General features: G+C 71.4%; 15 protein-coding genes. 2 read left to right on the top strand and 13 right to left on the bottom strand.

The genetic code is table 11. The features are described from left to right. Nucleotides 1-189: 189 nt before the first annotated feature. Nucleotides 190-1,680, top strand: a complete 1,491-nt coding sequence (gene proP / locus WJ16_RS06080; protein WP_069256288.1) for a glycine betaine/L-proline transporter ProP — start codon at nucleotides 190-192, stop codon at nucleotides 1,678-1,680. A gap of 109 nt (nucleotides 1,681-1,789) precedes the next feature. Here the strand turns inward: proP and WJ16_RS06075 are convergent, their stop codons facing one another. Together WJ16_RS06075 and WJ16_RS06070 are read right to left on the bottom strand one after the other, a co-directional pair. Beyond that, nucleotides 1,790-1,996 carry a hypothetical protein gene (locus WJ16_RS06075; RefSeq protein WP_069256287.1) on the bottom strand — a complete coding sequence of 69 codons (207 nt, stop codon included), beginning with the start codon at nucleotides 1,994-1,996 and terminating at the stop codon, nucleotides 1,790-1,792. Between the two features lie 165 nt (nucleotides 1,997-2,161). Further along, on the bottom strand, nucleotides 2,162-2,791 hold the full coding sequence (locus WJ16_RS06070) for a glutathione S-transferase (protein ID WP_069256286.1): 630 nt from the start codon (nucleotides 2,789-2,791) through the stop codon (nucleotides 2,162-2,164). A gap of 248 nt (nucleotides 2,792-3,039) precedes the next feature. Between WJ16_RS06070 and WJ16_RS06065 the strand changes: the two genes are divergently transcribed. Then, nucleotides 3,040-4,257: a polyhydroxyalkanoate depolymerase gene (locus WJ16_RS06065; RefSeq protein ID WP_069256285.1), complete on the top strand. Its 1,218-nt coding sequence runs from the start codon at nucleotides 3,040-3,042 to the stop codon at nucleotides 4,255-4,257. Between the two features lie 7 nt (nucleotides 4,258-4,264). Here the strand turns inward: WJ16_RS06065 and WJ16_RS06060 are convergent, their stop codons facing one another. The 11 genes from WJ16_RS06060 to madL form a co-directional block, all read right to left on the bottom strand. Then, a complete protein-coding gene (locus WJ16_RS06060; protein ID WP_069256284.1) occupies nucleotides 4,265-4,909 on the bottom strand; it encodes a phosphoribosyltransferase in 645 nt (214 codons plus the stop codon). 125 nt (nucleotides 4,910-5,034) lie between these two features. After that, nucleotides 5,035-5,556 carry a phospholipase D-like domain-containing protein gene (locus WJ16_RS06055; protein ID WP_069256283.1) on the bottom strand — a complete coding sequence of 174 codons (522 nt, stop codon included), beginning with the start codon at nucleotides 5,554-5,556 and terminating at the stop codon, nucleotides 5,035-5,037. A gap of 117 nt (nucleotides 5,557-5,673) precedes the next feature. Then, complete coding sequence (locus tag WJ16_RS06050; RefSeq protein WP_069256282.1) at nucleotides 5,674-6,606, bottom strand: acyltransferase domain-containing protein; 933 nt, start codon at nucleotides 6,604-6,606, stop codon at nucleotides 5,674-5,676. Then, a complete protein-coding gene (gene mdcB / locus WJ16_RS06045; RefSeq protein WP_069256281.1) occupies nucleotides 6,603-7,469 on the bottom strand; it encodes a triphosphoribosyl-dephospho-CoA synthase MdcB in 867 nt (288 codons plus the stop codon). Before mdcB ends, WJ16_RS06050 begins: the two co-directional genes overlap by 4 nt. Then, nucleotides 7,466-8,134 carry a malonate decarboxylase holo-[acyl-carrier-protein] synthase gene (mdcG, locus tag WJ16_RS06040; RefSeq protein WP_069257969.1) on the bottom strand — a complete coding sequence of 223 codons (669 nt, stop codon included), beginning with the start codon at nucleotides 8,132-8,134 and terminating at the stop codon, nucleotides 7,466-7,468. The genes mdcB and mdcG overlap by 4 nt, the downstream gene beginning before the upstream one ends. Beyond that, nucleotides 8,121-8,828: a biotin-independent malonate decarboxylase subunit gamma gene (mdcE, locus tag WJ16_RS06035; RefSeq protein ID WP_069256280.1), complete on the bottom strand. Its 708-nt coding sequence runs from the start codon at nucleotides 8,826-8,828 to the stop codon at nucleotides 8,121-8,123. The genes mdcG and mdcE overlap by 14 nt, the downstream gene beginning before the upstream one ends. A 133-nt stretch (nucleotides 8,829-8,961) precedes the next feature. Next, a complete protein-coding gene (locus WJ16_RS06030) occupies nucleotides 8,962-9,888 on the bottom strand; it encodes a biotin-independent malonate decarboxylase subunit beta (protein ID WP_069256279.1) in 927 nt (308 codons plus the stop codon). Continuing rightward, entirely contained in the window at nucleotides 9,885-10,202 is a 318-nt protein-coding gene (gene mdcC / locus WJ16_RS06025; RefSeq protein WP_069256278.1) for a malonate decarboxylase acyl carrier protein, read from the bottom strand. Before mdcC ends, WJ16_RS06030 begins: the two co-directional genes overlap by 4 nt. Nucleotides 10,203-10,212: 10 nt before the next feature. Then, entirely contained in the window at nucleotides 10,213-11,859 is a 1,647-nt protein-coding gene (mdcA, locus tag WJ16_RS06020; protein WP_069256277.1) for a malonate decarboxylase subunit alpha, read from the bottom strand. A gap of 134 nt (nucleotides 11,860-11,993) precedes the next feature. Further along, a complete protein-coding gene (madM, locus tag WJ16_RS06015) occupies nucleotides 11,994-12,761 on the bottom strand; it encodes a malonate transporter subunit MadM (RefSeq protein ID WP_069256276.1) in 768 nt (255 codons plus the stop codon). A gap of 11 nt (nucleotides 12,762-12,772) precedes the next feature. Further along, complete coding sequence (gene madL, locus WJ16_RS06010) at nucleotides 12,773-13,168, bottom strand: malonate transporter subunit MadL (RefSeq protein ID WP_034186756.1); 396 nt, start codon at nucleotides 13,166-13,168, stop codon at nucleotides 12,773-12,775. Nucleotides 13,169-13,448 lie beyond the last annotated feature (280 nt).

Genomic DNA, 13,448 nt, shown 5'->3' with positions numbered 1-13,448 from the left:
GGCCCATTCTTCTTGAGCGCACTGTCGCGCCGGCCCATCGGGCCCGCGTCGAAGCAGCCCCTTGTGGCCCTTTACCGCCGTTTGTGCAGTAGGTGCTCGATGGTCTGCCCCGACGCGCCGCACACGACACCGCGCTCGCCGGCAAACCGTGTCGGACGGCTCGCCCGTTCGGCGCAGTCAAAGGAGTGCATGACCTTGACCGCAACACACGTCAGCCCGACCGCTGCCTCTTCCACCGCTTCGCCGTCCGGCAAAGCCCCGCTCGCCGCGGACGACATCACCGTCGTCGACCAGAGCCTCCTCAAGCGCGCCGTCAGCGCCATGGCCATCGGCAATGCGATGGAATGGTTCGACTTCGGCGTCTACAGCTACATCGCCGTCACGCTCGGCAAGGTGTTCTTCCCGTCCAGCAGCCCGTCCGCGCAGTTGCTCGCCACCTTCGGCACGTTCGCGGCCGCGTTCCTCGTGCGCCCGCTCGGCGGCATGGTGTTCGGCCCGCTCGGCGACCGCATCGGCCGCCAGCGCGTGCTCGCCGCCACGATGATCATGATGGCCGCCGGCACCTTTGCGATCGGCCTGATCCCGAGCTACGCGTCGATCGGCATCATGGCGCCCGTGCTGCTGCTCGTCGCCCGCCTCGTGCAGGGCTTCTCGACCGGCGGCGAATACGGCGGCGCGGCCACCTTCATCGCCGAATTCTCGACCGACAAGCGCCGCGGCTTCATGGGCAGCTTCCTCGAGTTCGGCACGCTGATCGGCTACGTGATGGGCGCAGGCGTCGTCGCGCTGCTCACCGCGTCGCTGTCGCAGGAAGCGCTGCTGTCGTGGGGCTGGCGCGTGCCGTTCCTGATCGCGGGCCCGCTCGGCCTGATCGGTCTGTACATCCGGATGAAGCTGGAAGAAACGCCCGCGTTCAAGCGCCAGGCCGAAGAGCGCGAAGCGCAGGACAAGGCCGTGCCGAAGGCGCGCTTTCGCGACACGCTGATGCGCAACTGGCGTGCACTGCTGCTGTGCGTCGGCCTCGTGCTGATCTTCAACGTGACCGACTACATGGTGCTGTCGTACCTGCCGAGCTTCATGTCGTCGACGCTGCACTTCGACGAATCGCACAGCCTCGTGCTCGTGCTGATCGTGATGGTGCTGATGATGCCGCTGACGCTCGCCGCCGGCCGCCTGTCGGACAAGGTCGGCCGCAAGCCGGTGATGCTCGCGGGCTGCGTCGGCCTGCTCGTGCTGTCGATCCCGTCCCTGCTGCTGATCCATACGGGCACCACGGCCTCGGTGTTCGGCGGCCTGCTGATCCTCGGCGTGCTGCTGTCGTGCTTCACCGGCGTGATGCCGTCGGCGCTGCCGGCGCTGTTCCCGACCGAAATCCGCTACGGCGCGCTCGCGATCGGCTTCAACGTGTCGGTGTCGCTGTTCGGCGGCACGACGCCGCTCGTGACCGCGTGGCTCGTCGACATCACGCACAACCTGATGATGCCCGCGTACTACATGATGGGCGCCGCCGTGATCGGCATCGTGTCGGTCGTCGCGCTCGCGGAAACCGCGCGCCAGCCGCTGAAGGGCTCGCCGCCGGCCGTCGCGACGCGCCGCGAAGCCCATCAGCTCGTGCGCCAGCTGCGCGAACAGGACGACGATTCCGACGTGTACGGCGTCGCAACGCCGGCGCGCGCCTGAGCGTCGCCCAAGAAAAAGCCCCGGCCGAAGCCGGGGCCCGATCGAACCCGATCCGCCCGACCGGCTTGCGCCGGCCGGGCATTTTTTTATCCATGCGCCGCGAGCCGCTTCATGCCTGCGCTTCGCAGTGACGGCAGAAAATCAGCGCCCGCGAGCGCGACACGGCGGCCTGCGCACCGCGCGCCGCGACGATCAGCCCGATCTGACCGAGATTGAAATCGCGCTCGACCATCAACTGCGTCAGCGCGGCAAGCGGCAACACGACGGACGGGTGGTACAGGCTCGATTCGATCAGGTCTTTCATCATCGGCTCCATCAGGCAATGCATGATTCGATGGAGTGGATTCTAGGGACCGGGCGCTTGCGGATAAACAGCGCGAATGCGAAGTCACTTGTCGGCCGCCGCGAACAATCGGCGGCGGCTTGCCGGACCACGCGCGGCGACCGACGGCGCGCGGTGTGCGGTCGCCCCTGCCTGCGCCTAGACGAGCGGCGTCGCGACGAACGCCGGCAGCACTTCGGCCCGCGCCGAATGCGCGGCCAGTGCCGGATAACGGGCCGGATCGATCCGCGCGAGCACCGGGTAATCGGCCGCCATGAACTGCGTGAAGCGCCACGCGACCGCGACCGTCACGTCGGACTGCAGCAGGCGCGCCCCGCCGAGCCAGCCGTTTGCGGCCGCGACGAGCGGCTCCAGCGCGCCGTATGCGCCCTCGAGCTGGCTCAGCACGCGTTCGATCCACGGCGCGTGCTGCTTGTCGGCCGGACGCAGCGCCTGCTCGTAGACGATCTGCACGGTCTTCTCGGCGGCCGCCAGCGCGAAGCCGACCGGCACGAGCGCGCGCAGCCGCGCATCGACGGCGTCGGGCAGCAGGCGCCGCTCGGGCGCGACCCGGTGGTCGAGATAGTCGACGATCAGCGACGAATCGATCAGCATCGCGCCGTCGTCGGTGACGAGCGTCGGCGCCTTGACGACCGGGTTGCTCGCTTTGAACTGGTCGAAATGACGAAACACCGAGATCGACTCGTGTTCGAACGGGAGGTCGAGCAGCTGCGCCGAGATGGCGACGCGGCGCACGAACGGGGAATCCAGCATGCCGATCAGTTTCATTGCAAACGCTCCGCTTGAGGGACTGGGACCGACGACTGTAGCAGCGCCGCGCGGCATCGCCTAGCGCCGGCTCCCGACGGCGGCGGCCACGCGACCGCGTGGCGACGTGGCGACGTGGCGGAGCGTGCGCGGCCGGCTTTCGCGACGGTGCGCGCGATGCGCATCGCGCCGGCCGCCCGCGACGCTAACGTTGTGCGGCCACAGTGACCATAATGCAAGTTCACGCCCCTTACGCCCCAAGGTCCGCCATGTGGTATGCCCTCGTCGAGCAGCAGCGGGAATGGATGCGCGCGTGGCGCGCGGCGACGCGGCACGCGTTCGACGCGTGGCCCGCGGCCACGCTGCCGCGTACCGCATCGTCGTGCTACGACGACCTGTTCGAGCCGCTGCTCGGGCCTCGGAACGAGCCGCCGCGTTTCGACATCGGCTGGCCGGACGTCGGCGAGCACGTCGTCGCGCGCACGCCATTCTGCGACCTGCGGCGCTTCGCGCATGCCGACGCGCGGCGCACGGTGCTGCTGTGCGCGCCGCTCGCCGGGCATGCGGCCGTGATGATGCGGGAAACCGTCGAGACGCTGCTTGCGGACGGCGACGTCTGCGTGACCGACTGGCGCAATGCGCGCGACGTCCCGCTCGCGTCGGGCCGCTTCGGGCTCGACGACTACGTCGCGACGCTCGACGGCTTCATCGACGGGCTCGCGCACGACGACCGGCCGCTGCACGTCGTCGCCGTGTGCCAGGCGACCGTGCCGGCGCTCGGTGCGCTCGCGCTGCGCGCCGCGCGCGGCCTCGCGCCGCCCGCCAGCGTCACGCTGATCGGCGGCCCGCTCGACGCGCGCCGCAATCCGAGCGCGCTCGGCACCGCCGCCGCGACGCATTCGCTCGGCTGGTGCCGCCGCCACCTGATCGACATCGTGCCGCCCGGCTTCGCGGGGCACGGCCGCTACGTGTTCCCGACCTATCTGCAGCAGGGCGAGATCGCGCTCATGTACCCGCAGCGCTTCCTGTCGCTGATCGAGGCGTACGCGCTGGCCGCGTCCCGCTTCGACACGACCGGCGTCGCCGGTGCACGGCGTGCGCTGCTCGAATACACGGCGCTGCTCGACATGCCGGCCGAATATTTCCTCGATACGGTCGACATCGTGTTCCAGCGCACGAGCCTGCCGCTCGGCACGTGGGACGTGGGCGGCCGGCGCGTCGAGCCGGCCGCGCTGCGCGGCGCCACGCTGCTGACCGTCGAAGGCACATGCGACGCGGTCACGGGCGCCGGCCAGACGCATGCGGCGCTCGACCTGTGCCGCGGCCTCGCCGACGACGAGCGCTACCGCTTCGACGTCGACGACTGCGATCACTACGGGTTGTTTACCGGGGCGCGCTGGCGAGGCAATGTGCATCCGATGCTGCAGCACGTGTTCGCACGGGCCGAAAGTCGACGCCCTCGCCCGCGCCGCAGCCGGCGGACGTGATCCCGCATCAGGGGCGCGCTGCGTCGAGCAACGCGCGCACCTCGTCGTCGCTCGTCTGCTCGAAGTGCGCGTAGAACTGGCTGATCCCGAGAAACGGCAGCGGCAGCGACACCGTGACGAACGCGTCGGCCAGATCGTCGAACGCATGCCGCGCGCCTGCCGGCGCGACCGGCGCGGCCGCCACGATCCGCGCGGGGCGACGCTCGCGCAACGCCTGCAGCGCGACGCGCATCGACGCGCCGGTCGCGACGCCGTCGTCGACGACGATCGCGATGCGCCCGTCGACCGGCAGCGGCGGCGCGGCGCCGCGATACAGCGCTTCGCGGCGCTGCAGTTCGACCGTCTCGCGCGCGATCACGTCGGCAAGCTGCGCATCGGTCACGTTCATCGCGCGGAGCACCGAACGCTGCAGATGCATCGCGCCGCCCGTCGCGATCGCCCCCATCGCGAGCTCGGGATCGTGCGGCACGCCGAGCTTGCGCACGACCAGCACGTCGAGCGGCGCGTGCAGCGCGCGAGCGACCGGATACGCGACGGGCACGCCGCCGCGCGGCAACGCAAGCACGACGACGTTGCCACGCCCCGCGTAGTCGCGCAACGCGCCGGCCAGCTGGCGGCCGGCATCGGCGCGATCGACGAAACACTCGAACACGATCGGCTCCCTGCCGTTGCGCCGGATGCGCGAACACCGCGCCGGCGCCTGTCGACGAGCATGGTTCATCGGCCGTGCCGATGCAAGCAGGGTCACACCGGCGCGCACGGCGCCGCGGGAAAGGGTCAGAGGCCGGCGGCCTGCCGATACAGCCGCCAGAACGACTGCGCATAGGATTGCGCAAGCTCGGGCGCGCGCTGGAACACGTTCACCGTTTCCGCATGCGCGGCCGCGCCGTCGGACAGCGTGGTCAGCGCGACGCTGTCGTCGACGATCACGAAGCGCGGCGCGGGATCGCCGTGCCGCGAATCGATCGCCACGTCGACACCCGACGATTTCAGATAGCCGGCGCCGCTGTAACGGCCCGCGCGCGGCGAGCGCACGAGCACGACACGCACCTCGACCCCGCGCGCGCGGGCCGCACGCAGCGCGCTCGCGACCGCCGGCGGCAGGTGCATATAGCCGGCCAGCAGCACGCGGCGCTGCGCGTGGTCGATCAGATCGACGGTCGTGTCGGCCGCCGCGTTGTCATACGAAAAGTACGTGCCGACCGACGCGGCGTCGGACGGAATATGGCTGGCGTGGGCGCTCGCCGCGCAGCAGAGCGCAGCGAGAAGGAAGGCGGCGGGTCTCATGGCGGGCGCCATTGTAGCGATGCCAATTCGCGTGACAAGCATCGGCTGCGACGCTGCTGCGCCGGCGCAACACACAGCGCAAAACCGGTGCGCGGTAAGCGGATGACAGCCCGTTTTTCACGCCGTCGATCAGCCCGCCGCGACGCGCGCGAGCCAGCTCGCCACACCGTCGACCGAACGGAAATCCGCGAGGCTGCGCGCCGGCAGCGCCGGATACGCGCCGGCGGCCATCTCGGCCAGCGCGCGGCCGGGACCGAGTTCGAGGAACGCGGTCGCGCCGGCCTCCACGCACGCGGCAAGACAGGCCGCCCACTCGACCGGCTCCGCGATCTGCCGCGCCAGCTTGTCGAGGCCCGCGTCGACGTCGAGCACCGACGCGCCGTCGATCCCCGAAACGAGCCGCGTGCCGGGCAGCGGTCGCCGCACGGGCGTCGCGGCGAGCGACGCGCGGAACATCGGCACCGCCGCGGCGAGCCGGCGCGTGTGCGACGCGATCCGCACGCACACGGGCGCGACGCGCAGCGCGCCGTCGCGCGACGCGGCGTCGGCTACCGCATCGACATCGGCCTGCCGCCCGGCGACCACGAACGCGTCGCCGGGGTTCGCGATCGCGATCGCCGCATCGCGGCCGTCGCACAACCGCGCAAGCTGCGCGCGCGTCAGGCCGCGCACGAACACCATGCGCTCGTCGCCGCCGCTCGCGGCGTCCATCGCACGCGCACGCGCATCGGCGAGGTCGAGCGCGGCGCGCGGCTCGATCATCCCCGCGACGCTCCACGACGCGACTTCGCCGACGCTGTAGCCGGCCACGCAGCGCCGGCGCGGCCACACCGCATCGAGCAGCGCGGCGGCCGCGAGCGCCTGGACCGTGCAGAGGATCTGCGCGGCGCGGTTCTCGCGCAGCGCGTCCGGGCCGGCCTGCCGGACCCACGCGCGCGGATCGTCGCCGAGCAGCCGGCCGGCATGCGCGAACAGCGCGTCGGCCTGCGGCACGGCGCCGGTCAGATCGAACATGTCGGCGCGCTGCGCGCCTTGCCCCGAACAGAGGATGGCGAGCGTCATCGCGCGCCCTCGTCGATTTCGAGCGCATCGACGAAGACGCTCATCGCGAGCAGGTCGGCCGCGCCGCCCGGGCTCAGCCGGCGCGCGACGAACGCACGATGCGCGGCGGCCGCGCGCAGCCGCCAGTCGCGCGCACGCACGCCGCCACGCGCGACGAACGCGCGTGCGGTCGCCTGCGCGAAGTCGAGGCCGGCCTGGCCGCCCCGGTGCAGCAGGTTCGTATCGTCGAGCGCGGCGATCAGCGCGAAGCACGCGTCGACGCGCGCGGCTTCCGGGTCGCCGGGCAGGTCGCGCCGCGCGCGACGCAGCGCGGGCAGTCCGACCGCATAAACGGTCGTGAAACCGTCGGCCGCCTCGCGCCGCGCGCCGCCGACGCCGTAGCGGCGGCTCGCGCGTTCGCCGTTGCTGTCGGGCAGGCGCGGGCCGCCGAGGATGTCGGCCCCCCAGCGGCGGGACACGAACGCGCCGAGCGTCATCCCGTCCGGCACGGCGCCCGGCACCGCGCGCCGGCCCGCGGCCGCGCACAGCAGCCCGAGCCCGAAGATCGCGCCGCGATGCGTATTGACGCCGCCCGTCGCCGCGAGCATCGCGTGCTCGGCGCGCAGGCCGATCTTGCGCAGCACGGCCATGTCCGCATCGCGCGCGCCCGCGTCGGCCAACTCGGCGAAGTAAGGGCGCAGCACCGCGGCGCTGCGGGCGAACGTCGCGGCATCCATATCCGCATGACTGCCGGTATCGACATGACTGACGAGCCCCGGCTTCGGATAGGTGTCGATTTCGAGCACGAGGCTGCGCTCGGCCAGTTCGGCGAGGCGCTCGGCTTCGAGCGGCGCCGCGACGCGGCAGGCGGCCCACGCGCTCATCGCGCGCCTCCGGTGAATGCGTCGGCCCGCATCAGTTCGACGGCGATCGCGGTCTTGACCGCAACTTCCGACTGCCGCGCATGCAGTTCGCGCCAGTTCACACCCGCGCCGTCGTCGCGCAGCAGTTCGCCGTCGATGCGCATCGGCGCGCGCGCGTCGAGCGCCGCGAGGCCGTCGAGCAGCGGTGCGATCGATCCGGCATCCGGCAGCGGAAACACGAGGTCGAGATCGGACGACTCGCTCAGGTAGCGCTCGCCCGTCAGCGCCTGCCATGCGAGGCTGCCGAACACGCGGCCCTGCACGCCGCAGCGCGCGCCGAGCGCGTCGAGTTCGCGCAGCGGCGCGCGCCACGCGTCGGGCGCGGCTGCAAGCACGTCAGGCAATGCGGGCAACGGGCGGACCGTCGCGAGCGCGTCGGCGGCCGCGTTCAATGCGATGCGCCGCTTGCCCGCCGAAGGCGGCAGCGGCAGGCCGAGCGGCACGCGGCCGGCATCGACCTCGTCGGGCGATGCGCGACGCACGATCAGCGGCCAGCCGCGCCCGGCCCATGCGCGCACGAGCGGATCGCCCGCCAGCGCGGGATCGCGCGCGAATGCCGCGCCCCACCCCGCCGCCGTCAGCGTGACGAGCGTGTGGCGGCGCAGCGGCAGCTCAGCGTGCGGCACGCGCGAGCGCCTCGACGCGCCGGGCGACATCCGCGGCGACCGGCCGGCCGCGCGCGGCGCGCCGGTCGATACGGTCGACCGGCTTGGCCAGCCATTCGCCGACCTGCGCGTCGAGCGCGCGGGCCGGATCGAGCACGGCGTCGACGGCGCCCATCTTCACGAGGTTGTCGAGCCCCGGCGCGAACACCGGCGTCGAGCGCGCCATCTCCTTCAGCACGTCGATCGGCAGCTTGGTCACGCGCGACATCGACGGCAGGTCCATCACCTCCGGCTCGGCGCCCGGCACCGCGAGCAGCGTGCGCGTCGCGAGCGCGGTCGCGATGAACGCACCGGCGGCCGTGTGGCCGTACAGCACGCCGATCGTCCGGTGCCCGGCGAGATCCGCATGCATCAGGCACTTCGCGAGATGCGACAGCCCTTCGTTCAGGCCGAGCAGTTCGTCGCGCTTGCTCATCCGCTGGCTGTCGCTGTCGACGAGGACGAGGATCGGCGTGTCGCCGCCACGCGCGACCGTGTCGAGCACGCGCGCCGCGAGCGTCAGCGCCTCGTCGATGCCGAACGGCGAACGGTCGGCCACGCCGATCACGTCGACACGCGTGCCGGCCAGTTCCGCATGGCCCGTCAGCAGGCCGCCGGTTCGCGCAATCGAATGGCCTTTCGGAAACAGCGCGTTCAGGATTTCATCGAGCGTCATGCTGCCTCCCGCCGGGCTGCCGCAACGGGCGTCACGGGGAATGCGCGGCGCATCGCCGCGCACCCGCACAGCCGGCCGCAAGAGTCAGCCGCGCAGTCGACGCGTAGCGAACAACGTGAGCGTAGGGGGCGATTCATTTCGGCTCCTGTAACTGGTCAGCGAGTTTCGCGAATTCATCGTCGGGCATCCCGGGAATCGCTTCCGGCTTGTCGGCCCCGAGCGCGCGCCACACGTCGAGCGCATCCTTGCATGCGCCGAACCGCCCGACGCGCGCTTCGAGGCGCGCCTGTTCGGCACGCAGCATCGCCGCGTCGAACGCCGGCGCGCGGCCGATCAGGTCGAGCGCCGCCGCGCGGAACGCATCCGGGGTATCGGCGACATATCGGTCCGCAGCGCCGATCAGCCGCCGATGCTTGCCGCCCATCGTGCGCCAGATCAGCGCGCGATCCTTCGAGTCGAATTCCTCGACGCCGCGATTCGTCTCGATCACCTCGGGGCCGGACACGCTGATGCGCCCCTGCTCCGACACCGCGAGCGCCGAACAGCACGCGGCGAGCAGCCCGCCGCCGCCGTAGCAGCCCGCGCGCCCGCCGATCAGCCCGATCACCGGCACGCCGGCCGCGCGGGCTTCGACGAGTGCGCGCATGATCTCGGCGATCGCGAGTTCGCCCGCGTTCGCTTCCTGCAGCCGCACGCCGCCCGTATCGAACAGGATCAGCACCGGCGTGCCGGTTTCGCGCGCGGCACGCAGCAGCCCGGTGAGCTTCGCGCCGTGCACTTCGCCGAACGCGCCGCCCATGAAGCGGCCTTCCTGCGCGGCGACGAACACCGGCCGGCCGTCGAGCCGGCCGTGGCCGACCACCATCCCGTCGTCGAACTGCTGCGGCAGGTCGAACAGCGGCAGGTGCGGGCTCGTCACGCGCTCGGCCGGGCCGAGGAATTCGCCGAAACTGCCCGCATCCAGCAGCCCGTCGATGCGCTGCCGCGCCGATGCCTCGTACCAGCTCGCCGCATTCGCGACGAACGCCGGTGCGTCGCGACTGACGTTGACGTCGTTCATGCCGATTCCCCCTCGATCGCGCGCACGGCCTGCGCGAGCCGCAGCGACACCATGTCGGGCCGCGCGCCGCCGTCGTTGATCGACAGCTTCAGGCCGCCCGGCGCGCGCCGCTCGACGAAATCCGTGACGACGGCCTCCCATACCGCGCCGAAACCGACCGCCGCGGTACGGATGTCGATCTCGCATGCGTTGCCCGGCAGCACGCGCTCGACAAGCACCTCGAGATTGCCGGAGGCCACCACGCCGACGAGCGCGGCGGCCTCGTCGCCCTTCGCGCGTTCGCGCGCGGTGAAGCGATAGTTCAACTGTTCCATGCCCTCTTCCTCACCAGTTGCGGAACCGCGCCGGCGGCGCATAGAGGCCGCCCGACCAGTGCACGAGATCCTTGATCGAACGCGCGGCGAGCCAGCGGCGGTCGGCGTCGAGCGGATCGATGCCGAGATCCTCCGGGCGACGGATCACGCCGCGCTCGCGCAACCGCTCGACCATCCGGCGATCGCGGCCGCGGCCGATTTCCGTATAGCCGGCCACGCCGCGGATCGCTTGCTCGCGCTCGTCCTTGTCGCGGCACATCAGCAGGTTCGCGATCCCTTCCTCGGTGACGATGTGCGTGACGTCGTCGCCGTAGACCATGATCGGCGCGAGGTCGAGCTGCAGCTTGTCGGCGAGCTTCAGCGCGTCGAGCTTCTCGACGAACATCGGCACGTTCTTGTCGCCGAACGTCTCGCCGATCTGCACGACCAGCTTGCGGCCGCGCCGGAGCGCCGCCGGCGTGTCGGGGTCGGCCTGCGCGCCGGCCTTCAGCCACGGCTCGCTCGGATGGCGCCGGCCGCGCGCGTCGCTGCCCATGTTCGGCGCGCCGCCGAAGCCGGCGATGCGCTCGGCCGTGACCGTCGACGAATGGCCGGACAGGTCGATCTGCAGCGTCGAGCCGATGAACATGTCGCACGCGTAGAGGCCGGCCGTCTGGCAGAACGCGCGGTTCGAGCGCAGCGACCCGTCGGGGCCCGTGAACCAGATGTCGGAGCGCGCGCGGATGTAGTCGTCCATCCCGACTTCCGAGCCGAAGCAGTGGATCTGCTCGACCCAGCCCGACTCGATCGCGGGGATCAGCGTCGGGTGCGGATTGAGCGCCCAGTGCGAACAGACCTTGCCCTTCAGCCCGAGCTTCTCGCCGTAGGTCGGCAGCAGCAGCTCGATCGCGGCCGTGTTGAAGCCGATCCCGTGGTTCAGGCGCTTGATCCCGTACGGCTCGTAGATGCCCTTGATCGCGAGCATCGCGGTGAGGATCTGCGTTTCTGTGATCGCGGCCGGGTCGCGCGTGAACAGCGGCTCGACGTAGAACGGCCGGCCGGCCTCGACGACGAAATGCACGCGGTCGCCCGGGATGTCGACGCGCGGCACCTTGTCGACGATGCGGTCGACCTGCGCGATCACGATGCCGTCCTTGAACGCGGTGGCCTCGACGACGGTCGGCGTGTCTTCGGTGTTCGGGCCGGTGTACAGGTTGCCGTCGGCGTCGGCGCTGACCGCGGCGATCAGCGCGACCTGCGGCGTGAGATCGATGAAGTAGCGGGCGAACAGTTCGAGATACGTGTGCACCGCGCCGAGCGCGATCTTGCCGCCGAACAGCAGCTTCGCGATGCGCTGCGACTGCGGGCCGGAGTACGCGAAGTCCAGACGCTTCGCGATGCCGCGCTCGAACACGTCGAGATGCTCGGGCAGCACGACGCCCGACTGCACCATGTGAAGGTCGTGGATCTTCGCGCTGTCGACGTCGGCGAGCGCCGTCGCGAGCAGGTCGGCCTGCTTCTGGTTGTCGCCTTCGAGGCACACGCGGTCGCCGGGGCGCAGCACCGCTTCGAGCAACGCGACGGTGTCGCGCGCATCGACCCGCTTGCCCCGCGCGAAGGCCGCGCCGGCCGCGAGGCGTGCATCGCGCGCCTGCCGCGCGTGATTCCATCCCGTCATGAACAGTTCTCCCGCTTCGATGGTTCAGCGGCATTCTAAGCCTGGCGCCGCCGCCGATTGATGATGTTGACGAATGCGACTCAGAGGACGCCGCGATGGATGCGGCCCGCACGCGGGCCGTACATCGTCCGGGTCTATGCGCCGACCAGTGCGCGCGTCGTGAAGAACAGCAGCGACGGGCCGAGCAGGCAGCCGACGCCCGTATGGAACGTCGCGACCAGCGCGCCGTACGGCACGAGCCGGCGGTCGGTCGCGGCGAGCCCCGCGCTCACGCCGCTGACGGTGCCGGCCAGGCCGCCGAAGATCATCGCGGAGCGCGGCGTCTTCAGGCCCATGAAGCCGGCCGCGACCGGCGTGCCGACCATCACGATGATCGCCTTCACGAGCCCCGTCGCGATGCTGAGCGCGATCACGTCGGAGCTCGCACCGATCGCCGCGCCCGTGACGGGCCCGACGATATAGGTGACGGCGCCCGCGCCGATCGTCGTCATGCTGACCGCGTCGGTATAGCCGAACGCGCGTGCGATGCACGCGCCGACGATGAACGGTAGCACGGTGCCGAGCAGCAGCGACACGACGCCGACGAGCCCGGCCTTGCGCGCCTCGGCCGGCTGCACTTCGAATGCGGTCGCGACGATCGCGAAATCGCGCAGCATCGCGCCGCCCATCAGGCCGACGCCCGCGAACAGCGGCACGTCGGCGAGGCCCTTCTCGCCGCCGGTGAACGCGCCGCCGACGTAAGCCAGCGCGAGGCCGATCACGATCGCGATCGCGGAGCCGTGCACGCGGCCGAACGTGAGCTTGCGCGACGCGAGCGACGAGATCCACATGATCAGGCCGACCAGCGCGAACGACGCGACGAGCCCGTTGTGGGCGACGGTTTTTTCGAGCATCTGCAGCATGGCGGCCTCCGTCACTGTTCTTCGAATTGCGGCACGCCCGCGAAGGCCGTGTCGTCGCGCCCGGTGCGCACGAGTACCGCGATGCAGCATGCGCAGATCGCGACCGCGCCGACGGCGGCCAGCAGCGCGACGGGGCCGCCCTTGAGCGCGGCGACGACGTTCTGGTTCGCGGCCATCGCGACGACCACCGGGATGTACATCGCGCCCCAGAAACCGACGCCGGCCTCGGTCTCCTTCGGCAGCCAGCCGCGGCGGTGCAGCCACAGGCGCAGGCAGATCAGCAGCAGCATCGCGATGCCGACGCCGCCGACGTTGGTCTTCACGCCGATCGCGCTGCCGAGCAGGTCGCCGAGGAACAGTCCGGCCAGATGGCAGAACGCCAGCAGCGCGGTTCCGTAGATGATCATGAGTCGTCTCCAGTCTCTTCGTGACGGGCGCCGAACGCGTGCGGAAGCCGGCGCCGCACGCCGATCCGGTGCGCGGACTCGTCTCCTGCGGCGGTGCGCCGCGGCCCGGCGGCTCGTCGTGCGAGCACGTTCTCGGGGTCGATGGGATGATGCGGTTTCGGGCCGGACGCCGGATGGCTTAGACTGACCGATACAGCCGGCGGCGCGACACGGGCTACGCGTCCGGCAGCTCCCGTTCGCAGAGGCTGCACCGGCGCGTGATCCGATACTAGCGCCGCGC

The organism is Burkholderia metallica (assembly GCF_001718555.1).
Taxonomy (GTDB): Bacteria; Pseudomonadota; Gammaproteobacteria; order Burkholderiales; family Burkholderiaceae; genus Burkholderia; species Burkholderia metallica.
The sequence above is the reverse complement of the archived record's forward strand: the minus strand, read 5'-3'. Positions and strand labels throughout refer to the sequence as shown.

Bases quoted from the DNA above. Each gene is read 5' to 3' on its own strand.
- proP (WP_069256288.1), top strand. From the start codon at position 190: ATGACCTTGACCGCAACACACGTCAGCCCGACCGCTGCCTCTTCCACC.
- WJ16_RS06075 (WP_069256287.1), bottom strand. From the start codon at position 1,996: ATGGAGCCGATGATGAAAGACCTGATCGAATCGAGCCTGTACCACCCG.
- WJ16_RS06070 (WP_069256286.1), bottom strand. From the start codon at position 2,791: ATGAAACTGATCGGCATGCTGGATTCCCCGTTCGTGCGCCGCGTCGCC.
- WJ16_RS06065 (WP_069256285.1), top strand. From the start codon at position 3,040: ATGTGGTATGCCCTCGTCGAGCAGCAGCGGGAATGGATGCGCGCGTGG.
- WJ16_RS06055 (WP_069256283.1), bottom strand. From the start codon at position 5,556: ATGGCGCCCGCCATGAGACCCGCCGCCTTCCTTCTCGCTGCGCTCTGC.
- WJ16_RS06050 (WP_069256282.1), bottom strand. From the start codon at position 6,606: ATGACGCTCGCCATCCTCTGTTCGGGGCAAGGCGCGCAGCGCGCCGAC.
- mdcB (WP_069256281.1), bottom strand. From the start codon at position 7,469: ATGAGCGCGTGGGCCGCCTGCCGCGTCGCGGCGCCGCTCGAAGCCGAG.
- mdcE (WP_069256280.1), bottom strand. From the start codon at position 8,828: ATGACGCTCGATGAAATCCTGAACGCGCTGTTTCCGAAAGGCCATTCG.
- WJ16_RS06030 (WP_069256279.1), bottom strand. From the start codon at position 9,888: ATGAACGACGTCAACGTCAGTCGCGACGCACCGGCGTTCGTCGCGAAT.
- mdcC (WP_069256278.1), bottom strand. From the start codon at position 10,202: ATGGAACAGTTGAACTATCGCTTCACCGCGCGCGAACGCGCGAAGGGC.
- mdcA (WP_069256277.1), bottom strand. From the start codon at position 11,859: ATGACGGGATGGAATCACGCGCGGCAGGCGCGCGATGCACGCCTCGCG.
- madM (WP_069256276.1), bottom strand. From the start codon at position 12,761: ATGCTGCAGATGCTCGAAAAAACCGTCGCCCACAACGGGCTCGTCGCG.
- madL (WP_034186756.1), bottom strand. From the start codon at position 13,168: ATGATCATCTACGGAACCGCGCTGCTGGCGTTCTGCCATCTGGCCGGA.